This window comes from Rhizobiaceae bacterium (genome assembly GCA_023953835.1).
Classification (GTDB): Bacteria; Pseudomonadota; Alphaproteobacteria; order Rhizobiales; family Rhizobiaceae; genus Mesorhizobium_G.
Genome location: JAMLJB010000001.1, coordinates 3,499,677 through 3,523,651, shown reverse-complemented (window position 1 = coordinate 3,523,651; position 23,975 = coordinate 3,499,677). Strand labels below are relative to the sequence as shown.

At 60.4% G+C, this 23,975-nt stretch carries 30 protein-coding genes and 1 pseudogene; 15 read left to right on the top strand and 16 right to left on the bottom strand.

Annotation, left to right across the window (positions count from 1 at the left end; translation table 11 throughout):
• The first annotated feature begins 46 nt into the window (after positions 1 to 46).
• Positions 47 to 256 (top strand): hypothetical protein, encoded by a 210-nt coding sequence (locus tag M9924_16590; GenBank protein MCO5066014.1) that lies wholly within the window; start codon positions 47 to 49, stop codon positions 254 to 256.
• 36 nt (positions 257 to 292) lie between these two features.
• Here M9924_16590 and M9924_16585 read toward each other — a convergent pair whose 3' ends face one another.
• Entirely contained in the window at positions 293 to 1,825 is a 1,533-nt protein-coding gene (locus M9924_16585) for an acyl-CoA carboxylase subunit beta (protein MCO5066013.1), read from the bottom strand.
• Between the two features lie 90 nt (positions 1,826 to 1,915).
• A complete protein-coding gene (locus tag M9924_16580; GenBank protein ID MCO5066012.1) occupies positions 1,916 to 2,356 on the bottom strand; it encodes a VOC family protein in 441 nt (146 codons plus the stop codon).
• 195 nt (positions 2,357 to 2,551) lie between these two features.
• On the opposite strand from M9924_16580, the gene M9924_16575 reads away from it, so the two are divergent.
• The 3 genes from M9924_16575 to M9924_16565 are packed head-to-tail and all read left to right on the top strand — an operon-like array spanning position 2,552 to position 4,433.
• Complete coding sequence (locus M9924_16575; GenBank protein ID MCO5066011.1) at positions 2,552 to 3,145, top strand: CspA family cold shock protein; 594 nt, start codon at positions 2,552 to 2,554, stop codon at positions 3,143 to 3,145.
• Positions 3,146 to 3,162: 17 nt separating this feature from the next.
• Positions 3,163 to 3,657, top strand: coding sequence for a DUF192 domain-containing protein (locus M9924_16570; GenBank protein MCO5066010.1), 495 nt, complete (start codon positions 3,163 to 3,165; stop codon positions 3,655 to 3,657).
• 2 nt (positions 3,658 to 3,659) lie between these two features.
• Entirely contained in the window at positions 3,660 to 4,433 is a 774-nt protein-coding gene (locus M9924_16565) for an alpha/beta hydrolase (protein ID MCO5066009.1), read from the top strand.
• On the opposite strand, the gene M9924_16560 is transcribed toward M9924_16565, so the two are convergent.
• The gene (locus tag M9924_16560) at positions 4,420 to 5,199 is read right to left on the bottom strand and encodes an enoyl-CoA hydratase-related protein (GenBank protein MCO5066008.1); all 780 of its coding nucleotides are present in this window, start codon (positions 5,197 to 5,199) and stop codon (positions 4,420 to 4,422) included. The genes M9924_16565 and M9924_16560 overlap by 14 nt on opposite strands.
• A gap of 140 nt (positions 5,200 to 5,339) precedes the next feature.
• Between M9924_16560 and cysE the strand changes: the two genes are divergently transcribed.
• Both cysE and M9924_16550 read left to right on the top strand, forming a co-directional pair.
• Entirely contained in the window at positions 5,340 to 6,185 is an 846-nt protein-coding gene (cysE, locus tag M9924_16555) for a serine O-acetyltransferase (protein MCO5066007.1), read from the top strand.
• A 117-nt stretch (positions 6,186 to 6,302) separates the two neighbouring features.
• Positions 6,303 to 6,506 carry a DUF3126 family protein gene (locus M9924_16550; GenBank protein MCO5066006.1) on the top strand — a complete coding sequence of 68 codons (204 nt, stop codon included), beginning with the start codon at positions 6,303 to 6,305 and terminating at the stop codon, positions 6,504 to 6,506.
• Position 6,507: 1 nt separating this feature from the next.
• On the opposite strand, the gene M9924_16545 is transcribed toward M9924_16550, so the two are convergent.
• The gene (locus tag M9924_16545) at positions 6,508 to 7,239 is read right to left on the bottom strand and encodes a hypothetical protein (protein ID MCO5066005.1); all 732 of its coding nucleotides are present in this window, start codon (positions 7,237 to 7,239) and stop codon (positions 6,508 to 6,510) included.
• 108 nt (positions 7,240 to 7,347) lie between these two features.
• Here M9924_16545 and M9924_16540 point away from each other — a divergent pair, with 108 nt between their 5' ends.
• On the top strand, positions 7,348 to 7,656 hold the full coding sequence (locus tag M9924_16540) for a hypothetical protein (GenBank protein MCO5066004.1): 309 nt from the start codon (positions 7,348 to 7,350) through the stop codon (positions 7,654 to 7,656).
• 13 nt (positions 7,657 to 7,669) lie between these two features.
• A complete protein-coding gene (locus M9924_16535) occupies positions 7,670 to 8,191 on the top strand; it encodes a gamma carbonic anhydrase family protein (protein MCO5066003.1) in 522 nt (173 codons plus the stop codon).
• Between the two features lie 119 nt (positions 8,192 to 8,310).
• On the opposite strand, the gene M9924_16530 is transcribed toward M9924_16535, so the two are convergent.
• The 3 genes from M9924_16530 to M9924_16520 all read right to left on the bottom strand — a co-directional run bounded on the left by M9924_16530 (position 8,311) and on the right by M9924_16520 (position 10,535).
• Positions 8,311 to 8,826: a transglutaminase-like cysteine peptidase gene (locus M9924_16530; protein MCO5066002.1), complete on the bottom strand. Its 516-nt coding sequence runs from the start codon at positions 8,824 to 8,826 to the stop codon at positions 8,311 to 8,313.
• A 312-nt stretch (positions 8,827 to 9,138) separates the two neighbouring features.
• Entirely contained in the window at positions 9,139 to 9,762 is a 624-nt protein-coding gene (locus tag M9924_16525) for a PilZ domain-containing protein (GenBank protein MCO5066001.1), read from the bottom strand.
• A gap of 122 nt (positions 9,763 to 9,884) precedes the next feature.
• Positions 9,885 to 10,535, bottom strand: coding sequence for a PAS domain-containing protein (locus tag M9924_16520; protein ID MCO5066000.1), 651 nt, complete (start codon positions 10,533 to 10,535; stop codon positions 9,885 to 9,887).
• Positions 10,536 to 10,879: 344 nt separating this feature from the next.
• Here M9924_16520 and M9924_16515 point away from each other — a divergent pair, with 344 nt between their 5' ends.
• The 3 genes from M9924_16515 to gatB all read left to right on the top strand — a co-directional run bounded on the left by M9924_16515 (position 10,880) and on the right by gatB (position 13,689).
• On the top strand, positions 10,880 to 11,608 hold the full coding sequence (locus tag M9924_16515) for a rhomboid family intramembrane serine protease (protein MCO5065999.1): 729 nt from the start codon (positions 10,880 to 10,882) through the stop codon (positions 11,606 to 11,608).
• 74 nt (positions 11,609 to 11,682) lie between these two features.
• Positions 11,683 to 12,114, top strand: coding sequence for a CBS domain-containing protein (locus M9924_16510; GenBank protein ID MCO5065998.1), 432 nt, complete (start codon positions 11,683 to 11,685; stop codon positions 12,112 to 12,114).
• Between the two features lie 75 nt (positions 12,115 to 12,189).
• Entirely contained in the window at positions 12,190 to 13,689 is a 1,500-nt protein-coding gene (gene gatB, locus M9924_16505) for an Asp-tRNA(Asn)/Glu-tRNA(Gln) amidotransferase subunit GatB (GenBank protein MCO5065997.1), read from the top strand.
• An 8-nt stretch (positions 13,690 to 13,697) separates the two neighbouring features.
• Here gatB and M9924_16500 read toward each other — a convergent pair whose 3' ends face one another.
• Entirely contained in the window at positions 13,698 to 14,168 is a 471-nt protein-coding gene (locus tag M9924_16500) for a CAP domain-containing protein (GenBank protein ID MCO5065996.1), read from the bottom strand.
• A 118-nt stretch (positions 14,169 to 14,286) separates the two neighbouring features.
• On the opposite strand from M9924_16500, the gene M9924_16495 reads away from it, so the two are divergent.
• Together M9924_16495 and M9924_16490 are read left to right on the top strand one after the other, a co-directional pair.
• Positions 14,287 to 14,685 (top strand): NADH:ubiquinone oxidoreductase subunit NDUFA12, encoded by a 399-nt coding sequence (locus M9924_16495; protein MCO5065995.1) that lies wholly within the window; start codon positions 14,287 to 14,289, stop codon positions 14,683 to 14,685.
• A gap of 447 nt (positions 14,686 to 15,132) precedes the next feature.
• Positions 15,133 to 15,477, top strand: a pseudogene (locus tag M9924_16490) (DUF2155 domain-containing protein).
• Between the two features lies 1 nt (position 15,478).
• Here M9924_16490 and M9924_16485 read toward each other — a convergent pair.
• Entirely contained in the window at positions 15,479 to 16,807 is a 1,329-nt protein-coding gene (locus M9924_16485) for a DNA polymerase IV (protein MCO5065994.1), read from the bottom strand.
• 63 nt (positions 16,808 to 16,870) lie between these two features.
• Complete coding sequence (locus tag M9924_16480) at positions 16,871 to 17,170, bottom strand: DUF3572 domain-containing protein (protein ID MCO5065993.1); 300 nt, start codon at positions 17,168 to 17,170, stop codon at positions 16,871 to 16,873.
• Between the two features lie 167 nt (positions 17,171 to 17,337).
• Between M9924_16480 and M9924_16475 the strand changes: the two genes are divergently transcribed.
• On the top strand, positions 17,338 to 17,709 hold the full coding sequence (locus M9924_16475; protein MCO5065992.1) for a response regulator: 372 nt from the start codon (positions 17,338 to 17,340) through the stop codon (positions 17,707 to 17,709).
• Positions 17,709 to 19,076 carry a PleD family two-component system response regulator gene (locus M9924_16470; GenBank protein ID MCO5065991.1) on the top strand — a complete coding sequence of 456 codons (1,368 nt, stop codon included), beginning with the start codon at positions 17,709 to 17,711 and terminating at the stop codon, positions 19,074 to 19,076. Before M9924_16475 ends, M9924_16470 begins: the two co-directional genes overlap by 1 nt.
• Before the next feature lie 240 nt (positions 19,077 to 19,316).
• On the opposite strand, the gene M9924_16465 is transcribed toward M9924_16470, so the two are convergent.
• The 6 genes from M9924_16465 to M9924_16440 all read right to left on the bottom strand — a co-directional run bounded on the left by M9924_16465 (position 19,317) and on the right by M9924_16440 (position 23,907).
• The gene (locus tag M9924_16465) at positions 19,317 to 21,311 is read right to left on the bottom strand and encodes a tetratricopeptide repeat protein (protein MCO5065990.1); all 1,995 of its coding nucleotides are present in this window, start codon (positions 21,309 to 21,311) and stop codon (positions 19,317 to 19,319) included.
• Between the two features lie 168 nt (positions 21,312 to 21,479).
• Entirely contained in the window at positions 21,480 to 21,647 is a 168-nt protein-coding gene (rpmG, locus tag M9924_16460; protein ID MCO5065989.1) for a 50S ribosomal protein L33, read from the bottom strand.
• Positions 21,648 to 21,775: 128 nt separating this feature from the next.
• The gene (locus M9924_16455; protein ID MCO5065988.1) at positions 21,776 to 22,183 is read right to left on the bottom strand and encodes a hypothetical protein; all 408 of its coding nucleotides are present in this window, start codon (positions 22,181 to 22,183) and stop codon (positions 21,776 to 21,778) included.
• Positions 22,183 to 22,851: a phosphoribosylformylglycinamidine synthase subunit PurQ gene (gene purQ / locus M9924_16450; protein MCO5065987.1), complete on the bottom strand. Its 669-nt coding sequence runs from the start codon at positions 22,849 to 22,851 to the stop codon at positions 22,183 to 22,185. The genes M9924_16455 and purQ overlap by 1 nt, the downstream gene beginning before the upstream one ends.
• Positions 22,851 to 23,093 (bottom strand): phosphoribosylformylglycinamidine synthase subunit PurS, encoded by a 243-nt coding sequence (purS, locus tag M9924_16445; protein MCO5065986.1) that lies wholly within the window; start codon positions 23,091 to 23,093, stop codon positions 22,851 to 22,853. Before purS ends, purQ begins: the two co-directional genes overlap by 1 nt.
• Positions 23,094 to 23,112: 19 nt before the next feature.
• Entirely contained in the window at positions 23,113 to 23,907 is a 795-nt protein-coding gene (locus tag M9924_16440; GenBank protein ID MCO5065985.1) for a phosphoribosylaminoimidazolesuccinocarboxamide synthase, read from the bottom strand.
• Positions 23,908 to 23,975 lie beyond the last annotated feature (68 nt).

The following is a 23,975-nucleotide window of genomic DNA, read 5'->3' as shown; positions in this document are numbered from 1 at the left end:
AAACGCGACTCGTACAATCCTATTTTAGGATCAACTGATATGAATAGTGACGTTCTGGATGTTCGCAGACCCGGACCAGCCAAAGCCGCGATTGATTTCCAGGGTTGCGATTGCACAGGAAATCCTGAGGCTCACTGACGATGGCGTGCCGGTCGATGAATGGCTGGATGCGCTGACGCGCAGCTTCTATGTCGATCTCGACACATACAATGAGGTGATCGGCGTATATCCGCGCCGAGCCCGCCGCAGACGTTGAGCCCGCGCGGCGGGCCGGCGCGTTAAACCCGACCCCTTAGAGCGGAATGTTGTCGTGCTTCTTCCAGGGATTGCTCAGGTCCTTGTTGCGAAGCATACGGAGCGCGCGCGCGATGCGGCGGCGCGTCGAGTGAGGCATGATGACTTCATCGATATAGCCGCGCTCTGCGGCAACGAACGGCGAGAGGAACCGGTCCTCATACGCCTTCGTATGCGCCGCGATCTTGTCCGCATCGCCGATGTCCTTGCGATAGATAATCTCCACCGCCCCCTTCGCGCCCATCACGGCAATCTGCGCGGTAGGCCATGCATAGTTCACGTCGCCGCGCAGGTGCTTTGACGCCATGACGTCATATGCGCCGCCATAGGCCTTGCGGGTGATGACCGTGACTTTCGGCACCGTGGCCTCCGCATATGCGAACAGAAGCTTAGCCCCGTGCTTGATGAGCCCGCCATATTCCTGCGCGGTTCCGGGGAGGAAGCCGGGAACGTCGACAAATGTGACGACCGGGATGTTGAAGCAGTCGCAGAAGCGCACGAAGCGCGCCGCCTTGCGCGAGGCATCCGAATCCAGCACGCCCGCCAGCACCATGGGCTGGTTGGCCACAAACCCGACGGTGCGCCCCTCGATCCTGCCGAATCCGGTCACGATGTTCTTCGCGAAAGACTCCTGAATTTCGAAGAAGTCGCCTTCATCAATGGTTTTCTGAATGAGTTCCTTGATGTCGTAGGGCTTGTTGGCGTTGTCCGGCACCAGCCGGTCGAGCGACAGGTCGTTGTCGGTGACGGACTGGAAGCACTCCACCTCCGGCAGGTCGGCGGTATTGGACGCGGGCAGCAGGTCGATAAGCCGCCGCATCTGGAGCAGGGCCTCGACATCATTGTCATACGCTCCGTCTGCAATCGACGACTTGGTGGTGTGCACCTTGGCGCCGCCGAGTTCTTCGGCGGTCACGGTTTCGTTGGTCACGGTCTTGACGACATCGGGGCCGGTCACGAACATGTATGACGTATCGCGCACCATGAAGATGAAGTCCGTCATGGCGGGTGAATAGACGTCGCCGCCCGCGCAGGGACCCATGATGACGGAAATCTGCGGGATCACGCCCGAGGCAAGCACATTGCGCTGGAAGATTTCGGCATAGCCGCCAAGAGCGGCGACGCCTTCCTGTATGCGCGCGCCGCCCGCGTCGTAAATGCCGATGATGGGCGCGCGATTGCGCAACGCCATCTCCTGGATCTTCACGACCTTTTCCGCATGCGCCTCGGAAAGCGATCCGCCGAACACCGTGAAATCCTTGGCAAAAACAAAGACCGGCCTGCCGTTGACGGTGCCCCAGCCGGTCACCACGCCGTCGCCCGGCACCTTGGTGTTTTCCATGCCGAAGTCGGTGGAGCGATGCTCGACATACATGTCGAACTCTTCGAACGAATTCTCGTCGAGGAATATCTCGATGCGTTCGCGGGCGGTGAGCTTGCCTCGCTTGTGCTGCGCGTCGATGCGCTGCTGCCCACCGCCTGCCCATGCCTCGGCGCGGCGGCGTTCGAGTTCCTTGAGCACGTCCCTCATCGCATGTCTCCAGCGGCGTCAGATACTTGACCGGTCAGCGCTGAGCCCTATTCGGTGGCTGGCGGCTTGGCAATAATACCTTTCTACCAATTACCAGCTTCCGGTGTTCGCCATCGATGACCAGGGCTCTTCCGGCGAAAGCGCCGCGCCCTTTTGGAGCAATTCGATCGAAATGCCGTCCGGCGAACGGATGAACGCCATATAGCCGTCGCGCGGCGGCCTGTTGATCGTCACGCCCGCATCCATCAGCATGCGGCAGGTCGCGTAGATATTGTCGACCTCATACGCCAGATGCCCGAAATTGCGCCCACCCTTATATTCTTCAGGGTCCCAGTTGTAGGTGAGTTCGACAAGCGGGGCCTTCGACTGGCGTCCGCTGTCCTCATCTCCCGGCGCGGCCAGAAAAATGAGCGTATAGCGCCCTTTCTCGCTCTCGGTCCTGCGCACTTCCTTCAGCCCGAGCTTGCCGCAGTAAAAATCGAGGGATTGATCGATGTCGCTGACGCGAACCATGGTGTGCAGATAGCGCATAAGTACTCCTGTATATGTAGCCGGGCGAGTGGAACTGTTGCCGCAACGTCACGTTCGTTCGCCGCGTTAACCATGAGACCCCTGTCCGGTGTGTAAAACGACATGAACACACACCCCGGTACTTGCGCAAGCGGGGGTACGCTGCGTTAAATCGATGTTAAGAATCAGTCGCGCGTTTCGGAAAGGTGCTGCGAGATGGGGGACAAATCCTCGCCGCCGGGGCATGGTGAGTATGCACAAGATAGTGAATGGAAGAACGACGGCACCGACGTTGACCTCCAGGAGGTCTCCGGTGTCATAAAGTGGTTCGATGTCGCAAAGGGATATGGGTTCATCCTGCCGGATGAACGTATTCTGGGCGACATTCTTCTTCACGTGACCTGCCTGCGGCGTGACGGATTCCAGACAGCCCTTGAGGGTGCACGTGTTGTCTGCCTCGTAAAGCGCGGCGACCGCGGATTGCAGGCATTTCGCGTCGTTTCGATGGATAACTCCACAGCTTTGCACCCTGCGGAGCTGAGCGAGCCGCGAACGCATGTCTCGGTCACGCCGGAAAGCGGGCTGGAGCGCGCGCTGGTGAAATGGTTCAATCGAACGAAGGGCTTCGGCTTCCTGACGCGGGGCGAGGGCACCGAGGATATATTCGTTCATATGGAAACGCTCCGCCGCTATGGCGTTGCGGAGTTGCGGCCGGGGCAGGTGGTTCTGGTTCGCTACGGGCGCGGCGACAAGGGCCTTATGGCCGCCGAGATTCACCCCGATATAGGCACCTTGCCGGTTTCACATTGACCGGCAGGAGATTGCCGATGCAAGCCATGACGCTCTTCGCGCGCGTGTTCGCCATCCTCGCGGTGATTGCAGGCTGGGCGATTGCCCCTGCGGGCGCAGACGAGGCGATGATGCTGCCCGTCGATCCGACGCCGCTGGTGATAGATGCGGGCAGCGAGCAGGCCAGCTTCAAGGTCGAGGTCGCCGACGACAGTTCGGAGCGGTCGCGCGGCCTGATGTTCCGTCGGGAAATGGCGGCGGACCACGGAATGCTGTTCGTTTTCCAGAAGCAGCAACCGCTCGCCTTCTGGATGAAGAACACGATCCTTCCCCTTGATCTTGTTTTCATCGATCAAGAAGGCGTGGTGCAGGCTGTGCTTCCCGGCACGCCGTTTTCGGAAGCTCCCATCTCGCCGGGCGTACCCTCCAAATTCGTGCTGGAACTCAATCAGGGCACGGCTGCGCGGTTGGGCATAGGTCCGGGCGACGAGGTGGTCCATCCGTTCATTGCCGGGAAATCCGGCGGGCAGTGACGATGAAGCATTTCAGGCACGACGGTTTCGAACTGGCCTTCGTGGACCGGCATCCGGAGCGCGGACACGCCAAACCCGTGCTGTTGATTCACGGATTTGCGTCCAATCACTTCACCAACTGGGTTTCGCCGGGCTGGATGAAGACATTGGCGGATGCGGGATACCGTCCCATCGCCTTCGACAATCGCGGGCACGGCGAAAGCTCGAAAAGCTATGACCCGGCTGCCTACACGCCTGAAAAGATGGCGGGCGATGCGGTCGCGCTGCTCGACCATCTCGGCATCGAAACCGCGCATGTCATGGGCTATTCGATGGGCGCGCGCATTTCGGCGTTCGTGGCGCTTGCCGAGCCTCACCGCGTGTCGACGCTGGTGTTCGGGGGGCTTGGGATCGGCATGGTGGATGGCGTGGGCGACTGGGACCCGATTGCAGCGGCACTGCTGGAGGATGACCCGTCGCGGACCACGCATGCGCGCGGTCGCGCTTTCCGCTCCTTTGCCGATCAGACGAAGAGCGACCGGCGCGCTCTGGCGGCCTGCATCATGACCTCACGCGAATTGTTGAGCGAAAGCCAGATGGCGCGCATCACGCAGCCTACGCTGATCGCTGTTGGCACGAAGGATGACATCGGCGGCTCGCCGTCCGAACTGGCAGCAATCATGCCGAATGCCGTCGCTTTCGACATTGAGGGCAGGGACCATATGCTCGCGGTCGGGGACAAGTCCTTCAAGGCCAGGGTTCTGGATTTCCTCTCCGAACACCCTATTCTCCCGTGAAATTCGGCGTGCGCTTTTCCTTGAAGGCGCGCCGACCTTCCAGATAGTCCAAACTGAGGAAAGTCTTATCGCCGGCCTGCTGGGCACGCTGGTGCAGCGCCGCATCGCCGCGCAAGGCGGCGCGGATGGCGAGCCGCGACGCCCGGATCGAAAGCGGCGCGTTGGACGCGATCCGTTCCGCGATCTGGGCAACGCGCGTCTCCAGCGCGTCATTTTCGACGACATCGAGCAGGAGGCCGCAGCGAAACGCCTGCGCAGAATCCATGGTCGCGCCGGACATCGTGAGATACCGCGCCATCTGGGGGCCGCAACTGTCGACGATGTCGGTCATTGCCTCGACCGGATAGGCAAGCCCAAGCCGCGCGGCGGGAACTGCGAAGCGCGCATCGCGTGTCGCCACGCGCAGGTCCGCCGCTGCTGCCAGCCCGAAGCCGCCGCCGAAGCAGATGCCCCGTATGGCCGCAATGACGGGGACTTCCGCCTCCCTGACCGCCGCGAATGCGCGCGCATTGGCGTCCTCATAGTTGCGTGCACGCGTCGGGTCGCCGCGTTCTGTATCGAACTCGCCGATGTCGGCCCCGGCGGAAAAATCGTCGCCCGCCCCGGTCAGGACGATGACGCGCGCCGACGCGCTCAGTTCGCGAACGAGTTCCGGCAGGCTGCGCCACATGGCAAGCGTGATCGCGTTCTTGCGCGCGGGGCGGTCGAAGCGGATCGTCCCGACCGCTCCTTGAAGCGTTGCGCTCAAGCCATCGGCGTTCTGCATTTTTCTGATCCCGACAAGTTGCATTCGCTTAAGGCTGGATTCAGAAGAATTGTGTTCTATGTCCAGCGCGTCCGGCATATTGTGCGGCGGTGCGCGGAGCAATATATGTTGCGGGCCAAGCAGACAAACAGGATACGAAAATGACCAAACCTGCGGTCAGGGCGAGCAAGCTCCAACCTGTCGATCCCATCTGGCAGGCAATCCGGGACGAGGCGACCATCGCCGTTGACCGCGATCCCTTGCTCGCGGCATTCCTCTATTCGACGATTCTTAATCAGGATAGCCTGGAACAGGCTGTGGTTCATCGCGTCGCTCAGCGGCTCGACCACTCGGACCTCAGCGCCGATCTCATCTCGCAGGCCTACAACGAGATGATCCGCGCATGGCCGGAATGGAGCGAAATCGTTCGCGTGGACATTCAGGCCTATTACGACCGCGATCCGGCCTGCGACCGCTTCATCATGCCGGTGCTCTATTTCAAGGGGTTTCATGCGATCCAGACGCACCGTTTGGCGCATTGGCTCTGGACGGAAGGGCGTAGGGATTTCGCGCTTTATCTGCAAAGCCGGTCGTCATCGGTGTTCCAGACCGATATCAACCCGGCGGCGCGCGTCGGCAAGGGCATTTTCGTGGATCATGCGACCGGCCTGGTTGTCGGCGAGACGGCGGTGATCGAGGACAATGTGTCGATCCTGCACGGCGTGACGCTCGGCGGCACCGGAAAGGCCGGCGGCGACCGCCATCCGAAGATTCGCAACGGCGTTTTGATCGGGGCGGGCGCGAAGATCCTTGGTAATATCGAAGTGGGTCATTGCTCGAAGATCGCCGCCGGTTCTGTCGTGCTCGCCCCCGTGCCGCACAACAAGACGGTTGCAGGTGTTCCGGCGCGCATCGTCGGCGAATCCGGCTGCGAACAACCGTCGCGGCAGATGGACCAGACACTCCCGGCGCAGGTATTGGACTATCTGGTCACCTACGACATCTGACGGTTGCGTTTCAGGGCGCAGCGCCTCACATACGGCAAGTTTGGCCTTGCGCCTTTACTCGGGCGGAAACGCGTGCCAGAAGCAGCGTCCCGACACGAATCCGATCGGAGGATATCCTTGAAACCGGAAGAAATCAGGAAACTGGAAGCCTATTTCAAGCGCGTATTCCAGAATCCTCATTTGCAGGTCAAAGCGCGCCCACGCAAGGACGACTCCGCCGAAGTGTATGTCGGCGAGGAATTTCTCGGCCTCGTCTACAAGGACGAGGAAGAGGGGGACTACAATTTCTCGATGGCAATTCTGGACATAGACCTGAACTGAGCTATTGCCGCCCGCCGGTTCGCAACATCTGGCGGACCCGCTCGGTTATTGCGTCGTCCAGTGCGCGCCAGTTCGAAAGCAGCGATATCGGAAAACGGTAGGTCAGGCTCAAATCCTCGGAGAGGATGACGTCGCGCTGGCATTGCGCCAGCAATTGACGGGCCTGTTCGCCCTTGAGGCAACGCGCGACGAACGGCGTGTCGCCCTGCCTGCTTGCGACCGCCAGCTCCTCTTCCACATAGCCGGAATCGGATTTGAAGCGATAGAAGGTCACATCGCCCGGACCAGGCTTGCCGGGCTGTTCGATCAGCGTGCGATAGATCGGTTCGAAGCGGGCGCTCATGTCGCGCGACATCATGCGCGGCTCGAAGGTGAGGAATATGATGCTTCCATTCGCTTCGAGATTGTTGAACGCGGCGCTGGTTTCGGCCGAATAGCCGCCGAGGTCCGGCCAGTTCATGTAGAGTTCCAGCCGCTCGGCGATTCCGCTGCGGCGGTCCCTGGCATAGCGGATCATGTTCGCCGGCGCGGCGACCACATTGTTTCCGATAACGATTTCGTGGACCGTCTGGTCGTCCGTGTGACCGCCAAGCGCAATCGTGTGGCCGAGCCATCGGCCCGCGAGGCTGATGGCGATGGTCAGAGCAATCACGGCAATGCTGAACAGGATCGGCAAACTGAGCGGTGCCCAGGAGCGCCGCCTGCGTCGACCCAATGCGATTGCAAATGTCATTTGCTTCTCCGCGACCCGGTTGTCTCAAGACGAAACAGCTTGAACTGGCATGCCGCTTGCGATGTATCGCGCAAACAGTTGCGCTTTCATGGTAAATGGTTCGTAAAGATGCAGTCGCAGTCCGCATCCCCGGTCGCAAATCACGAGTCGCGTCCCGCGTCGCATCTGGGCAGGCTGCCTCTCGGGCGCGCCGTCGCCGCTGCCCGACGCCGTGTTCGCGGCTGCGACATGCGGGCGATTCCCGTCGGCGGCATGGTTGCCGGCCCATGTTCGCTTGCGCCCGAGGCGATGAAGGCCTGGGCGGATCGCAATATTTCGACTCGCTTCCTGATCGCCTGTGTGTTCACGGCATTGGTGTGGACATGCTCGCTTGCGATTGCCATGGTTCATATCGCGGCGCTTGCCGCGCGCCCTTGAAAGCGGAGGCAATATGACAGCGTATGTTTTGGGTGGCCGTGCGCCGGGTTTCGGCGATTCCGTCTGGATTGCGCCCGGCGCGAGCGTGATCGGCAGCGTTTCGCTGGGCGAAAATGTCGGCATATGGTTCGGCGCGGTGCTGCGCGGCGACAATGAACCCATCACCATCGGCGACGATTCAAATCTTCAGGAACACACCATGGTGCACACCGATCCGGGGTTTCCGGCTACGGTCGGGAAGGGCTGCACGATTGGCCATCGCGCCCTGCTTCACGGGTGCACGATCGGCAACAACACGCTGATCGGCATGGGCGCGATTGTGCTGAACGGTGCGCGCATCGGCAACAATTGCCTTGTGGGAGCGGGTGCGCTCGTCACCGAGGGGAAGAGCTTTCCCGACGGAACGCTGATCGTCGGCTCGCCTGCGAAAGTCGTGCGGGAGCTTGATGAAAAGACGATTGCGGGCCTTCGCTCGTCCGCCGCGAACTATGTCGCCAATGCGCGCCGCTTCCGAACCGAACTGAAAGCCGTCTGACGCGCTCCAGACAGGCCCGAAACGAGCGGAGCCGGCCCTGGGACATGGGCCGGCTCCTGTAGCCCGGTCGTTTGGGGGACGGGGAGGGTGGGGTTTCGACCGGGTTTCCTGTTGCGGCGTCAGCGAACGCTGGCGACCGCGTCCGCGCGACCATCCGTGATGGACAGCCACTGGCCTGAATTCTTTTCCGACTGCCGCTTGAGATAGGTGTATGCCGTCTCGTCCCAGCGATGGATGCCCGGTTCGAGATTGTCGAGGATGTAGTCCCCGGCAGTCGTGCGCACCGTCAGCACCGCATGGCCCTCGCCATTGGGCTGGCGCACTACCGTAATCAGTGCGTTGGACGGTGACAGTCCTGCGGAAATCAGAATGCGCCTCTTTTCGAGTACATAATCCTCGCAATCGCCCACGCCGTCGGGATACGACCAGACTTCGTCCTTGCCCCACACTTCCATGTCGGTTTTGGGCGACACTGCCGCGTTGACCGCATAGTTGACCGCGTTCAGCCGCTGCATCAGGTCACGGGTCATCCTCGCCGGCTGGGCGAGGTGCCCGTTCGGCCTGCATTCGCCCGGCAGGCGCTTACAGAATTCGTAGTGACCTATGGGCTGTGTCGTTCGCGCCCCGGTGCTCATCGATAGCTCAGCAGCCAGCGCGTTTTGTGAAATTCCCACAGCGACGTTCGTCAAGATGGCAAGCGCCATCCACCCGTATGTCCGCATTGCGTCGTCTCCCCAATGCGAGAGACGATGACACGATTAAATTTACCCGCCGCAAAATATATCGAAGCAATTTTAAACGTATATCGTGAAGCACCAAGAACAGAGTAGATGAAATATAGATAAGTTGTCGCCAAGTTTTATAATGAATTTAAGACAAATTTATCCATGCGACAAGCCGCCGCCGCATGTGCATGCGCGACACTGCCTTTTATCTGTTTCTGAAAGTCAGGCCGCCGGCTTTTCCGTTTCGGAAAACTGCTGGTCGAATATCTCCGGTTCCTGCACCGTTGCGAACTCGATTGCGATGCCTTCTTCGAAATGGCGCACGACCGTTCCGCGCATGGTTCCAAGCACGACCTGGCTTCCGAGCGCCGGACGAACGTCGATCTCGATTCCTGCGCCAGAAAGGGAAAGGTCGATGATGCGGCATTCATAGCTGCGGCCATCGTCCATATGCAGCGCGCTGAAGGGATTGCGCGGCGCAACGCGTTCGTGGCGCCGGTCTTCAGGCAGCCCGAGGTCTTCGCGGTTTGCGAGCCAGGTCAACTGTGCCGCCAGTTTCTCGCGCTTGCGTTCGCTGGCCATGACGGTCATTGCGAACCCGTCCTCGAAGGTGCGAGTCACCACGCCTTCGATGCGTCCGACATGATCGAGATAGGCGATGACCCTTTCGCCCGGTTCGCCGATGCGATCCGCAAGGAGGGAAATATTGCCCGGCGACATGTCGTAGACATGGCAGACATGTTCGGAACGATCCTCCAGCATGAAGCGACCGTGCAGCTTCACCCGCACGCGCTCAAAAGCGCGGCGTTCATATGGGGCATACGTTCCCAATGACGTCGAAGACATACCAACCTGCCAGCGCGTCGCATAACCCGCCCGGTTTCTATCGCGTACGCCCCATCACAGTAGGGTTAAATACGTTAATAACGTGTAATCTCAACCCATACAGCTTGGCTTAATGCCTGATTTTACTTCGAGCGCCCGCCATCGAGCACGAGGAGGTGCCGCACCCGCTTGCTGATCGCTTGTTTGGCGCTGGTGTCGAAGCCCATCTGGAGTGTGTCCGGTGAGGGTTGGAGCCGGTCGTTGATGCGAATTTCCGGTTGCGTTTTCAGCGTCAGCGGTTCCCGCGATGGATCGAAAATCTGGGCCGAAATCACGTTCGCGTCGACGATCGGATCGGCGCCCAGCCAATAGGCTCGCTCGCAGGCCGTAATCAGTCCAAGGCCCCGCGCGCTTTCGTTGCTGCTGTCGAGCGGAAGGATGACCAGTTCGAACGCCAATGAGCGGTTGGCGGCGCTGATGCCGTCGAACGACACAACCACCACTGTATTCTCGGTAAAGATCGTTTCCAGCATGCGCTTCAGCAGGCGCTGGTCGCGGGCACGCCAAAGCGAGGTGAAGGAGAAGCCCTTGAGCTCGCGCCCGTAGGCCGCGCAAAGGCGCGTGCCGGCAAGCCTGAATACGGCCTCACCCCTGGTATCCTTCTCCAGGATGAACGTATCAGCCAAAAGGCTTTTTATTTCGGCGGGCTCGACCTCCGTGCGTTTCGGCGCGGGGCGGCCATCGCGCAAGCGGTTCCAATAGTGAAACAGCTCTACTGATGCGTCTTGTTTCATTTCGTCACACTCCGCCGCGCATTTGCTGCAATTGTCCCAGAATCAGCGGTTCGTGCTCCTTTCTACCTTCCCGGAGCATGTGGCGTGCCAGCACCGGGCAGTCTTGTTCACCGCAACGGATCGTTAGGGTTAACAGATGGTTTATGTTGCGCTTGAAAGTGCAATCGGCATGATGGCGGCAACTGAATTGTGATGCAGCTTTCCAGTCATTTTATCGGGTATTTCTCGAAGGCCGTTCAAGGGTAAACCTGGACGGCCTGATTTTTTGCCTGCGGCCTTGATCGCGCCGTGCGCGGCCAGCAAAGTGCACGTGATTCCAAAGGGATTCGCGGAAAGGGCAGGGCATGAGCGATGAACCGGCGCGGCGCGGCCCGCGCCAGGCACCGACAAACAGGGAGCCCTTGCTGAATATCCCCTCCGTTGTGCTGGCGCTGATCGCCGTGTGTGTGGCGGTGCAGCTCGTGCAATCCTATGTCCTGACGCCCAACCAGAACATTGCGTTCATCATCCGCGCCGCCTTCATCCCGGTGCGCTATTCGGGCGAATACATCATCGATGTCTATGCGTTCACCACGCCCGTCACATATGCCTTCCTGCATGGCGGTTTTGTGCATCTGGGCGTCAACATGGCGTGGCTCGCCGCCGTGGGCACGCCGCTGGCCAACCGCATCGGCGTGTTGCGCTTTCTGCTGTTCTGGATCGCCTGCGGCGCCGCGGCGGCCGGCCTGCACTATCTGGTGCATCCAACCGACGATGTCCCGCTGGTCGGCGCTTCGGGCGCCATTTCGGGCATGATGGCCGCTGCGCCGAGATATCTGTTCCATGTGGACCGGCATTCTCGCACCCCGGCCTATGCGGGGCCGCTGCTGCCTCTGTCCGTCACTCTGCGTTCGCGGCAGGTGCTGGTGTTCCTGGCCGTATGGATGGGCGGCAATTTGCTGATCGGGCTGCTCGGCGCGCCGGGCGTTTCCGACAGCATCGCATGGGAAGCGCATATTGGCGGCTTCCTGGCGGGCCTCCTTCTGCTCGGGCTGTTTGATCGACCTGTTGCAGATCCGTTTCCAACCACTTGAAAACCCGCAATTCCCGGCGCACCATGTGAATATCGGGCGATCGTCCCGCCCGAGTACCGGACAGGGAGGAAGGGATGACGGTCAAGTCGATTCTGGAGGAAAAGGGGCACGATGTCCTGACGCTTGGTCCCAATGCCAAGCTCTCCGAGGCAGTGCGCGTGCTTGCGGAAAATCGTGTGGGCGCTCTGGTCATTACCAATGGCGACAGGAAGATCGTCGGCATTCTCTCCGAGCGTGACATCGTCAGGTCGCTTGCACGATTCGGCGTCGAGGCAATGGACCATCCAATCCGCGATGCCATGACCCCGAAGGTCAACATCTGCAATGAGAGCCACACCATCAATGAAGTCATGGAAATCATGACGCGCGGACGTTTCCGCCATCTGCCCGTCGAGAAGAATGGACTGCTCGACGGCATCGTGTCCATTGGCGACGTGGTGAAGCGCCGCATCGAGGATGTCGAGCGCGAGGCGGAGGAAATCCGCAACTACATAGCAACGGCATAGGTTGCAAGCGGCGCACGATTGCTCTAGCGAATTCCGGGAATTGCCTCCCGAAAGATATTCGCGAACTGGACTGACATGAGCATCGTCGACACACGCACGCCCGACCCGAAGCGGTTGATTCCCGGCGCCACGGGCGACTGGGAAGTCATCATCGGCCTGGAGGTGCATGCGCAGGTCACGTCCAACTCGAAGCTGTTCTCGGGCGCGTCGACCTCGTTCGGCGCGGCGCCGAACAACAATGTCAGCCTCGTCGACGCCGCAATGCCGGGCATGCTGCCTGTCATCAACGAAGAATGCGTCCGTCAGGCCATCCGCACGGGACTCGGCCTGCGCGCGCAGATAAACCTGAAATCAGTTTTCGACCGCAAGAACTACTTCTATCCCGATCTCCCGCAGGGCTACCAGATTTCCCAGTACAAGCAGCCGATCGTCGGGGAAGGCACGGTCACCGTTTCGGTCGGCCCGGATTCGAAAGGCAATTTCGAGGACATCGAAGTCGGCATCGAAAGGCTGCATCTGGAACAGGATGCGGGCAAGTCGATGCACGACCAGCACCCCACAATGTCCTTTGTCGATTTGAACAGGTCGGGCGTGGCCCTGATGGAAATCGTGTCGAAGCCGGACATGCGCTCGTCGGACGAGGCCAAGGCCTATCTCACCAAGCTGCGCACCATCGTCCGCTACCTCGGGACCTGCGACGGTAATATGGACGAAGGTTCGATGCGCGCCGACGTGAACGTTTCGGTTCGCAAGCCCGGCGGGGAATTCGGCACCCGCTGTGAGATCAAGAACGTCAACTCCATTCGGTTTGTCGGGCAGGCCATCGAATACGAGGCCCGCAGGCAGATCGGCATTCTGGAGGACGGCGGCGCGATCGATCAGGAAACGCGTCTGTTTGATCCGAACAAGGGCGAGACGCGCTCCATGCGTACCAAGGAAGAGGCGCATGATTATCGCTACTTCCCGGACCCGGACCTGTTGCCGCTGGAGTTCGATCAGGCCTATGTGGATGCGCTGGCGAAGGATTTGCCCGAACTGCCGGACGACAAAAAAGCGCGATTGGTCAGCAATCTCGGCCTGTCCGCCTATGATGCGTCGGTCCTCGTGTCGGAAAAGGCGATTGCCGACTATTTCGAGAAGGTCGCCGTCGGGCGGGACGGCAAGCTGGCGGCCAACTGGGTCATCAACGATTTGATGGGCGGCTTGAACAAGGCCGGAGAATCCATTGAAAATTCACCCGTTTCTCCTGACCAGCTCGGCGCTATCGTCGACCTTATCAAGGAAGGCACCATTTCGGGCAAGATCGCCAAGGACTTGTTCGAGATCGTCTGGAACGAGGGCGGCGATCCGAGGGAACTGGTCGAATCACGCGGAATGAAGCAGGTCACCGACACCGGGGCGATTGAAAAAGCCGTGGACGAAGTGATCGCCGCGAACCCCGACAAGGTGGAACAGGCGCGCGCCAAGCCGACGCTTGCCGGCTGGTTCGTCGGTCAGGTGATGAAGGCAACCGGAGGCAAGGCAAACCCGCAGGCCGTCAACGATCTGGTGAAGGCCAAGCTCGGACTGGAATAGGCTCGGGGCTATCGCGCCAGCACAAGCGCCCAGTAGCGCCGCTTGCCATCGCCCGCAGGCGCGGATGCGAGCCCGTAGCGCGTGAAAGCGGGGTTCAGAATGTTGCGCCGGTGCGGCGGTGAGTTCATCCATCGCACGAACAGTTCATCGGTTCCGAACGCGCCATAGGCGATGTTTTCCGCGGCACCTCCGCGTGTGTCGACCTTCTTCATGCGCGCTGCGAAGGAACCTCCGTTCGCTGTCGTGTGGTTCATCGACCCCGCCCGCGCCATGCTTGCGGCCTGCATCGCCGCCGCGCTGGTGAGTTCTGCGTCACTGGTCAACGGCAGCAATCCGTTTTCCGCCCGGATTTCGGGTAGCGAGGTCGCGCCGTCATAGCCTTTCCCGGCCGGACCGGCCACGCAGCCCGCCAGTGCGACAAAGGCGACCACAGCGAACAGGTTGAAGCATTTCAGAAGGAAGCGGTTATATTGAAGCATGCTGTGCGGTTTCATGCCAAAGATGGCTTTTTGCAGGTCATGGGCACACTCTAACCGCTTGCAAGATGGGCTTGGCAAAGCCATAAGGCGAAAGGCCGGTTGAGAGCCGAGGAAAGCGATGAAAACCTTCTTCACCCAGTTCTTTACGTGGTGGAACGGGCAGACCCTGAACACCCGCTTCCACACCTGGCGCTTTGGCACCAGGGTTGGCGAAGACGAACAGGGCAATGTCTATTACGAAGGCGGCAAGGACTCCGAAGGGCGCACGCGCCGCTGGGTCATCTATAACGGCACGTCTGAAGCTTCGCGCATTCCACCCGGTTGGCATGGCTGGATGCATCATCGGGTGGACACGCCGCCGGTTGCCGAGAACTACAAGCCGCGTGATTGGCAAAAGCCGCACGAGCCGAACCTGACCGGCACGGCGCAAGCCTATCATCCGAAGGGATCGATACTCGGTACGGGCCACCGTCCGCAGGTCACCGGCGATTATGATGCCTGGACGCCGGGCGGGTGACGCATTTGCGCGCCATGCGTTTTCCGCCACAATTTCCGGCTACGCATGGTTCGAACAGACGCTTGGGACGAGCGCGACCGCATGATTTCAACTAGACGCAATCGCGCCCTGATCCGCGCCGCAGCCTTTATCGGCGCGGCCTGCTTTGCGGCTTCGCTGGCGCATGCGCAGGATGCCGTGGACGAGCTTCCTCCCATCGACACGTTTCCGCCCGTCGAATCGCAGGAGCTCGACCCGCCGCGGCCCCCGCTCGAATTGCCGTTGCCGGGTGAGGAAACAGCGCCGGCCCAGGCCGAGCCCGATTGGCTGAACCCCGACCCGCAGGCGCAGCCCCAACAGGCGCAGCCATTACCGCCGCCGGATCAACCCGGCCAGCAATTGCCGCCGCCGCAGCCCCAGACGGGCGAGTCGGTCGAGGAGATCGTTCCGGAAAAGGAAAAGAAGGTCGAACGGGTGACCAATCCCGTGGCCGAATTTGCAGGGCTGGACAAGATCACCGGGCGCATCACCAGTTTCGATGTCTATATCAACGAAACGGTCCAGTTCGGCGCGCTGCAGGTCACGCCGAAGGTCTGCTACTCTCGGCCCGATGCCGAGGAACCAAAGACCGATTCCTTCGTGGAGGTGGATGAAATCACGCTGGACCGCAAGATCCGGCGCATATTCACCGGCTGGATGTTTGCAGAAAGCCCGGGCATCAGCGCCGTGGAGCATGCGGTCTACGATGTATGGCTGAAAGCCTGCAAGCAAAAGTCCGATATTCCGCCGCCGGAACAGGCCAAGACGAACTAGTTCAAAAATCGTCCTCGCGGTCGGACGGCTGCTGCGGCTCGAAGCGCGCCGAGCGGCCAAACGTATAGCCTGTCTCCACTGCCTTCTTGCCGAATTTCTCGCACAGCGTGTCGATTGCCTGCTCCGCCTTCGCACGTCGCGTCGCGCGCGTGTCGATCAGGTCCGGCGGGTCGGCCTTGTCCGGCGCTTCAAGGTCGTGGACGCCGACACCCAGCAGCCGGAAGCGGGTGCCGTCCAGCTCCTTTTCCAGAAGCGGCATGGCGGTTTCGAATATCCGGTCGGCGAGCTGCGTAGGGGCCGTCAGTTGCCGATTGCGGGTGCGTATCCTGAAATCGGATGTCTTGAGCTTGAGCACCACGGTGCGCCCCGCAATTCCGGATTTCTTCAATCGCGCGGAGACTTTTTCTGAAAGCGCGCGCAGGATCGGCGCAAGCTCGGCCCGCGACGACAGGTCGGAATTGAATGTGGTTTCAGCCGACACGTTCTTGGCGGCGTGCTCTGGGTGGACCGAGCGCTCATCCACTCCCCGCGCGAGGTGGTAAAGCCTGCTGCCCATCGTTCCATACCGACGCAGCAGATCGTTCAGCTCCATGTTCTGGATCTGGCCGATTGTTTTGATGCCGTCCTGCTCCAGCGTGGCGGCAAAGACCTTGCCGACGCCCCATATCAGCGAAACGGGCTGTTCCTTGAGGAATTCCACCGCCTCGCTTTCGCCGATGACCGAGAAGCCGCGCGGCTTGTGGAAGTCCGAAGCCACCTTGGCGAGAAACTTGCAGTAGGAAAGGCCGGCGGACACCGAGACGCCTACTTCACGTTCGACCGCGAGCGCGAACCGGGCGAGCACGAGGGCGGGCGGCTCTCCATGCAATTTCTCCGTTCCCGAAAGATCGAGGAACGCCTCATCGATGGATATCGGCTCGACCAACGGCGTCAGGGCTTGCATCATAGAGCGGATTTCACGCCCCACCCGCACATATTTTTCCATGTCCGGCTTGAGCACGATGGCATCCGGACAGGCTTCAAGCGCCTTGAACATCGGCATCGCGGAGCGCACACCCCGGATGCGCGCGATGTAGCATGCGGTCGAAACCACACCGCGTTTGCCGCCGCCGACAATGACCGGCTTGTCCTTGAGTTCGGGCCGGTCGCGTTTTTCGACGGCGGCGTAGAATGCGTCGCAATCGATATGCGCGATGCGCAGGGAATAGAGTTCCGGGTGCCGCAGGATGCGTGGACTACCGCAATGAAAACAACGCATTGCGTGCCGCTGTTGCCGCTTCAGGCAATCCCGGCAAAAGCCGCTTTCCGGATCGGCGGTGGTGGCAGGCATATCGACCTTGCTCGCGTCGGGCAGACAATATTCCAGCGCAAGCCAACCAACAACAGGCGGATGTCAGGTGGAGCGTTCGTGCGCGTCCTCGCCAAGCGGCAGAGCGCGCATCGCCTTGAGCACGTCGCCGGGCGGGATCGACCGTGCATCCGCGAACGCGAGCAGGGTCGGTTCGTGTGCCGCAATGAAATGCAGCACGCCGGCCAGAAATCCGGGCTGCGCGGCGGCCTGCCTTATCGATGCCGCCTCTATGCCCGTCAGCGCGAGGAACCGGCTCATCAGCGTGGGGTCTCCCGCAATGTAGGCCAGCGCCTCGATTGCGAGTTGCTCGGCGGCTTCGGTGCTTTCACGCGTCGCGGACATCTGGAATCCTGAATCGGAAGTTACACTTCATTGCGTATATCACCAGTTTTCACGGGGTAATTACCTATTCGTCAATGTTCTCAAGTTAGCGTCGGGGCGGGTTGTGCCGCGGGATCGGACATTTATGCTTTGAAGGATTCCCGCAAAAGGCAATGGGCGAAACTGCAATGCCAAAGAAGGTGATGATCGTCGAGGATAATGAGCTGAATATGAAGCTCTTCCGCGACCTGATCGAAGCGAGCGGCTATGAGACGGTGCGGACCCGCAACGGGTTGGACGCGCTCGATCTGGCACGGCGGCACAGTCCAGACCTGATCCTCATGGATATCCAGCTTCCAGAGGTCTCCGGGCTGGATGTCATCCGCTGGCTTAAGGAAGACGAAAACCTGCTGCATATACCCATCATCGCGGTCACGGCTTTCGCCATGAAGGGCGATGAGGAGCGTATCAGGCAGGGAGGTTGCGAGGCCTATATCTCCAAACCCATCTCGGTTCCGCGCTTCATCGAAACAATCAAATCCTATCTTGGCGATGCCTGATGACAGCACGCATTCTTGTCGTTGACGACGTTCCCGCGAATGTGAAGCTGCTCGAAGCGCGCCTGACCGCGGAATATTTCGATGTCGTGACGGCAGCGGATGGCTTCGAAGCGCTGGAAATCTGCGACCGGGATGCCATCGACATCGTGCTGCTGGACGTGATGATGCCCGGCATGGACGGCTTTGAAGTCTGCCGCCGCCTCAAGGGCGATCCGGGCACGTCTCATATCCCGATCATCATGGTGACCGCGCTCGACCGGGCATCGGACCGCGTTGCGGGCCTCGAAGCCGGCGCAGATGATTTCCTGACGAAGCCCGTGAAGGACCTGCAACTCCTTTCGCGCGTGCGGAGTCTCGTGCGGCTGAAATCGCTCACCGACGAACTGCGCCTGCGCGCCTCGACGACGCGAAGCATCGGCATCCAGGAAATGCTGGGCCGCAGGCTGCCTGAACTGACCAATTCGCCAAATGTGTTGCTGATCGACGAAAATGCGGATTCGGCGCAGCGCACGGCGGAGATATTGAGCCGGTTCTGCGAGGTCGACATCGCCAACGGCGCCAATGAGGGCGTGTTTCTCGCCGTTGACCGGGCGCCCGACTGCATCCTCGTATCGACGCGAGCTTCGCAGTTCGATCCGTTGCGGCTCTGCTCACAGCTCCAATCGTTCGACCGCACGCGCTATGTCCCGGTTATTCTCATCGCGGATGAGGGCGAGGAAGCGCGCGTCATGCGCGCGTTCGAGCTTGGCGTACACGACTATGTGACGCGCCCGGTAGACCGGCAGGAACTTACGGCGCGCATCCGCACACAGGTGCGGCGCAAGATGTACAATGACCAGCTTCGGCTAAGCGTGGCCGAAACGATCGAGATGGCAGTCATCGACGGCCTCACCGGGCTTCACAACCGCAGATATCTCGACAGCCACATGGAAACACTGTTCGAGCGCGCGGTGACGCGCCGCAGGCCGCTGTCCATCATGATAACCGACCTCGACAGGTTCAAGGACATCAACGACACCTATGGGCACGACGGAGGCGACCAGGTGCTCAAGGAATTTGCTCGGCGCATTCGCGCGAATGTGCGCGGCATAGACCTCGTTTGCAGGTTCGGCGGCGAGGAATTCGTGGTCATCATGCCTGACACGGAACCTTCGCTCGCGGAGCGCGTGGCCGAACGTGTGCGTCACGACATCGAGAAGGAAGAGTTTCTCATATCCGGCAAGGCCGTGCATGTCACGGTCAGCATTGGAGTGGCTTCCATCGGATATGGAGCGGACAGCGTTTCGGCGCTCATGCGGCGTGCGGACAGCGCTCTCTATCAGGCCAAAAACACCGGACGAAATCGCGTGGTCGCGACTGCGGCATGACGGCAAGTAACTTTACTTGTTTACGTTAACGTCAAATGCCTCGCCAGTTTGGTTAAGAAATCGTTGATTTCTAATAGGAATTAACCGACGATAATTTTTACAAGCCAAGTGTGAGTTAACTTCATGGCTTGTACCCCATGGCTCAGGTCCGCCGCATCTCCTGACAAATGGGGTTCGCCGACCGGCGCTGACGTATAGTGGCCTCCTCGTTCCGCTGTCAGTTCCGGTCGGCACCCACTCTCAGCCAATCGTGACGACAGGCTTGCGTTCCGCCTCGGGCTTGCTGTGGTTTTCAGCGATTGCGCGATAGAGCCGCTCAAGGTCGGACGTGAACCTTGCCGTGTCGAACAGCGGTGACATGAGACGCGCGTCGCTGATACGGGCGCGCAGGGCGGCACGTTGGTCGGAATTCGTCGCAAGCCTGTGAGCGATTTCGAAATAATCGGTTTCGTTCTCGGCGATCAATTCCGGAAAGCCATGCGCGGCAAGCAAGCTCGCCGCGACCCTGCCGGCGAATGTCTCTCCCTTGAAGGTGACGAGCGGCACGCCGGCCCATAGCGCATCGCTTGCGGTCGTGTGCGAGTTGCAGGGAAAGGTGTCCAGCGCGATGTCGGCAAGGCCGAGGCGCGCCAGATGCTTTGTCTGGGGCGAGAACGGCGCAAACACGATCCGGTCAGAATTCACGCCAAGCGCGTTCATTTCGCGAATGAGGTTGTCTGGCGCGACGGACTGCTTCGGCTTCAACAGCCAGAGAACGCCGTTTGGAACGGAAAGAAGTAAGCGGCTCCATATATCGAAGGTCGGCGGGTTGAGCTTCACGAATTGGTTGAAGCTGCAAAACACAAGGGCGTCCTCGGGCAGCCCGACGGCGGATCGCGAGGGTGCGCTTGGCAATGGCCGCCGCCTGTCGTTCGGCTGGTAGCAATGCGGCATCAACGCCAGCCGTTCGCTGTAGAATTCAGCGTGTTCGGGAGGTGTAACGGTAGGGTCGCCGATGATGTAGTCCGCAAGCCTTGGGTGGCCGAGCGTGCCCGGATAACCGAGCCAGTTGACGATGACCGGGGCAGGGCGCAGCGCCGTGATACCGAGCCGCGCGCCGGAGGTATAGCCTTTCAGGTCGACCAGAATGTCGATCCGGTCATCATTGATCCGGCTCGCCGCAACTTGATTCGAGAGATCGAGAAGATCGGTGACGGGCAAGGCCGTATTCTCCAGCCGTTGGGTGAAGCCGTCCTCGCGTCGCGGCGAATAAGAATAAATCCTGATGTCGAGAGCCTCGCGATCATGGTTTTCGAGGACGCCAGCGAACAGGTGCATGGTTGCGTGGTTGAAGAAATCCGAGGACAGATAGCCAATTCTCAGCCGCTCGCCTGCATCCGGCTTGCGGCTGCCTGTAAAGATTGGCGGGGCCAGCAGTTCCGGGATTTCCTTTACGGCAAAGTTGAAAGCCGTCCGGCGCAGAAGCTCCGCACTGACGCCTGGCATCTGCATCGGTTCCCATGGCGGGCATGCTGGCGGGTTATCGCCGTTCAACTGGGCGAGGAAACCCTCGTCTATGCTTTCAAGCCCGCTCCAGTCGCCAATGTTGCGCTTGGCGAATTGCAGATGCCGCCAGTCCTGCACAGATCGGTAGACCTCGAATGCGTCATCGAAACGTTCCGTGTGGACAAGCAGGTTGGCAAGCTTCTGCCTGCACTCGGTAAAGGATGGGTCGAGTTCGATAGCACGCCTCAGTGCTGCCTCCGCCTCGTCGTAGCGCTTCAATCGCAGCAGGCAGGTGCCGAGGTTCTTGTAGCCGATGGCATAGTTCGGCTGCATGGCGAGCGCTTTCCGGTAAAGCTCAACGGCCTCATCCAGCCTGTTTCGGCCCAACTGGATGTTGGCAAGGTTGTTGCAGGCTTTCGGCGATTGCGGATTCAGGCGAAGCGCAGCCTCATAGACTTCCGCGGCGCCATCGGCGTTGCCGAGCTGCTGCAGGATCATGCCGAGGTTCTGGTAGAAATCGGAATGCTTGGTGATTGAGAGCGCACGCCGGACATGTCGCTCCGCCGCAATGAGTTCACCCCTTAGATAGCAGCAGAGGCCGAGCAGGTGATGCGCCTCCGCAAAGCGCGGCCTACGTGCTACAAGCGGCTGGAGCAATTTTGCAGCCTGCGCATAGTCGCGCTGGCTATAGGCCCGCAACGCGGATTGGTAGGCTTGCGCCTCGGCATTGTTGACGTTCGGAACGACCATCGCGCTGGAACCTGAAATTCTCAGCGCTGGATAGCTCAAATTTCTTGATTAGCGAACACTAAAAAAAATTATTGGAAAGACCGCGGGACATAACGCAAAAACCGCACCCGTTGCGGGGCGCGGCGAACACTCTTCGAAGCACGATCGTCCGACGGACGAAACCCGATCTTACTTGATCTTGGTTTCCTTGAACTCGACGTGCTTGCGCGCAATCGGGTCATACTTCTTGAACGAGAACTTCTCGGTCTTGGTGCGGCTGTTCTTGCTCGTCACATAGAAATAGCCGGTGTCGGCGGTGGAGAGCAGCTTGATCTTTATGTTCGCGGCTTTGGCCATGATCGATACCCGTCAGCAAAATGATTTGATGTCCGCGTCAGCGTTCAAGGTCGGCCAAATGCGGAAAGTTGGCGCGACACATACTCAAGCAATCGGGAAAGTCAAGGCTTCCCCGGCATATCGCGCATTCAGGCGCTTGCTCCACAGGAGGAATCGCCGCCCGACCAGCGCGCGACATCAGCGTTGATTCGTGCCGCGACCGGTTCGTTCATCAGCGGGCCGAACACCTCGACTCGGCTCGAAGAGCCGCGCGCCTGCACGACGAGCGCGGGCAGGCCGCCATAATTCTTGGCCGGAACCAGAAGGAAACGCGGCTGGCCGCTCATGGAGTTGAGTTCGTTCGCGAAGCGATAGGCGCGGAAAGCGGGGTCCTTGCTGGCAAACCAGCATTTATGCGCCGCAGTCGCCACCTGCTCCATCGCGCGCAACGACGCGCTTTTTCCGCCGCCTTGCGTGGTCGACCTCGGTGCCTGCTGGCAACCCGCGAGCAATGCAAGCGCCGCAAGGGCCGCGACAGGAAGGCGGCTTGGCTGCATCAGGCGGCCTTTCCGAGCACGCTTTCAAACAATGCGCGACCGTCGATTCCGCCATGCGCGGCTTCGATCAGGTTTTCGGGATGAGGCATCAGACCAAGCACATTGCCGTTTTCATTGATGATCCCGGCGATGTCGTTCACCGATCCGTTGGGGTTGGTTCCTTCCGCGTATCGGAAGACCACCTGGCCTTCGCCTTCCAGCCGCTTCAACGTATCGGCGTCGGCGAAATAATTGCCGTCATGATGTGCGACAGGGCAGCGGATGATCTGACCGGGCTGGTAGTTGCGCGTGAAGGCGGTGTTGGCGTTGGCCACTTCCAGCTTGATCTCGCGGCACACGAATTTGAGCGACTGGTTGCGCATCAGGGCACCGGGCAGCAGACCTGCCTCGAGCAGGATCTGGAATCCGTTGCAGACGCCCATGACCATGACGCCCTTTGCCGCCTTTTCCGCAACGGCGCGCATCACCGGCATTCGCGCGGCGATGGCGCCACAGCGCAGATAGTCCCCATAGGAAAAACCGCCGGGAATAACGATCAGGTCGACGTCGGGAACCGTGCGGTCGCTCTCCCAGACAGTGACAGGCGCAGTCCCGGAAATCTTGGTCAGCGCCGCAATCATGTCCCGGTCGCGATTGAGCCCCGGCAGCAGCACGACCGCGGCGCGCATCAGGCGATCTCCACGGCGTAGTTCTCGATCACGGTGTTTGCCAGCAGCTTGTCGCACATCGACTTGATCTCGGCTTCCGCCTTCGCCCTGTCGGTGGACTGCAATTCGAGGTCGAACACCTTGCCCTGCCGAACGGCACCAACGCCGTCGAAGCCGAGTGCGCCGAGCGCGTGTTCGATGGCCTTGCCTTGCGGGTCGAGCACGCCGTTTTTGAGCGTCACGGTAATGCGGGCTTTTATCACGCGTCCAGTCCTGTCGAAATCAATGCTTGGTGCCTTTCGGCTCCTCGTTGGTGGCCACGAGGACGGGGCCGGTCGGACGAGCCGATTCGTTTTCGTTCATGATGCCCAGCCTGCGCGCGACCTCCTGGTAGGCCTCCACGAGGCCGCCCATGTCGCGGCGGAACCGATCCTTGTCCAGCTTGTCCTGCGTGTTCACGTCCCACAGGCGGCAACTGTCGGGAGAAATCTCGTCGGCCACGACGATTCGCATCATATCGCCCTCGAACAGGCGGCCGCATTCCATCTTGAAATCGACAAGCTGGATGCCGACGCCGAGGAAAAGGCCGGAGAGGAAATCATTGACGCGGATCGCCAGCGCCATGATGTCGTCGATTTCCTGCGGGCTTGCCCACCCGAAGGCGGTGATGTGCTCCTCGGAGACCATCGGGTCGTCCAGCGCATCAGCCTTGTAATAGAACTCGATGATCGAACGCGGAAGCACGGTGCCTTCCTCGATGCCGAGGCGCTTGGCAAGCGAACCGGCGGCGATGTTGCGCACCACGACTTCGAGCGGAATGATCTCGACTTCCTTGATGAGCTGTTCGCGCATGTTGAGGCGGCGAATGAAGTGGGTCGGGATGCCCATCCGGTTCAGATGCACGAAGATATGCTCGGATATGCGGTTATTGAGCACACCCTTGCCGTCAACGATCTCGTGCTTCTTTTTATTGAAGGCGGTGGCGTCATCCTTGAAAAACTGGATGAGCGTACCCGGCTCCGGGCCTTCATAGAGAATTTTGGCCTTGCCTTCGTAGATGCGGCGGCGTGATTTCATCGCGGAAAATCTCTGGTTGAAAGGGATTGTGCCAATACGGCTCCCTGAAAGGCGGTTTAACGAACCCG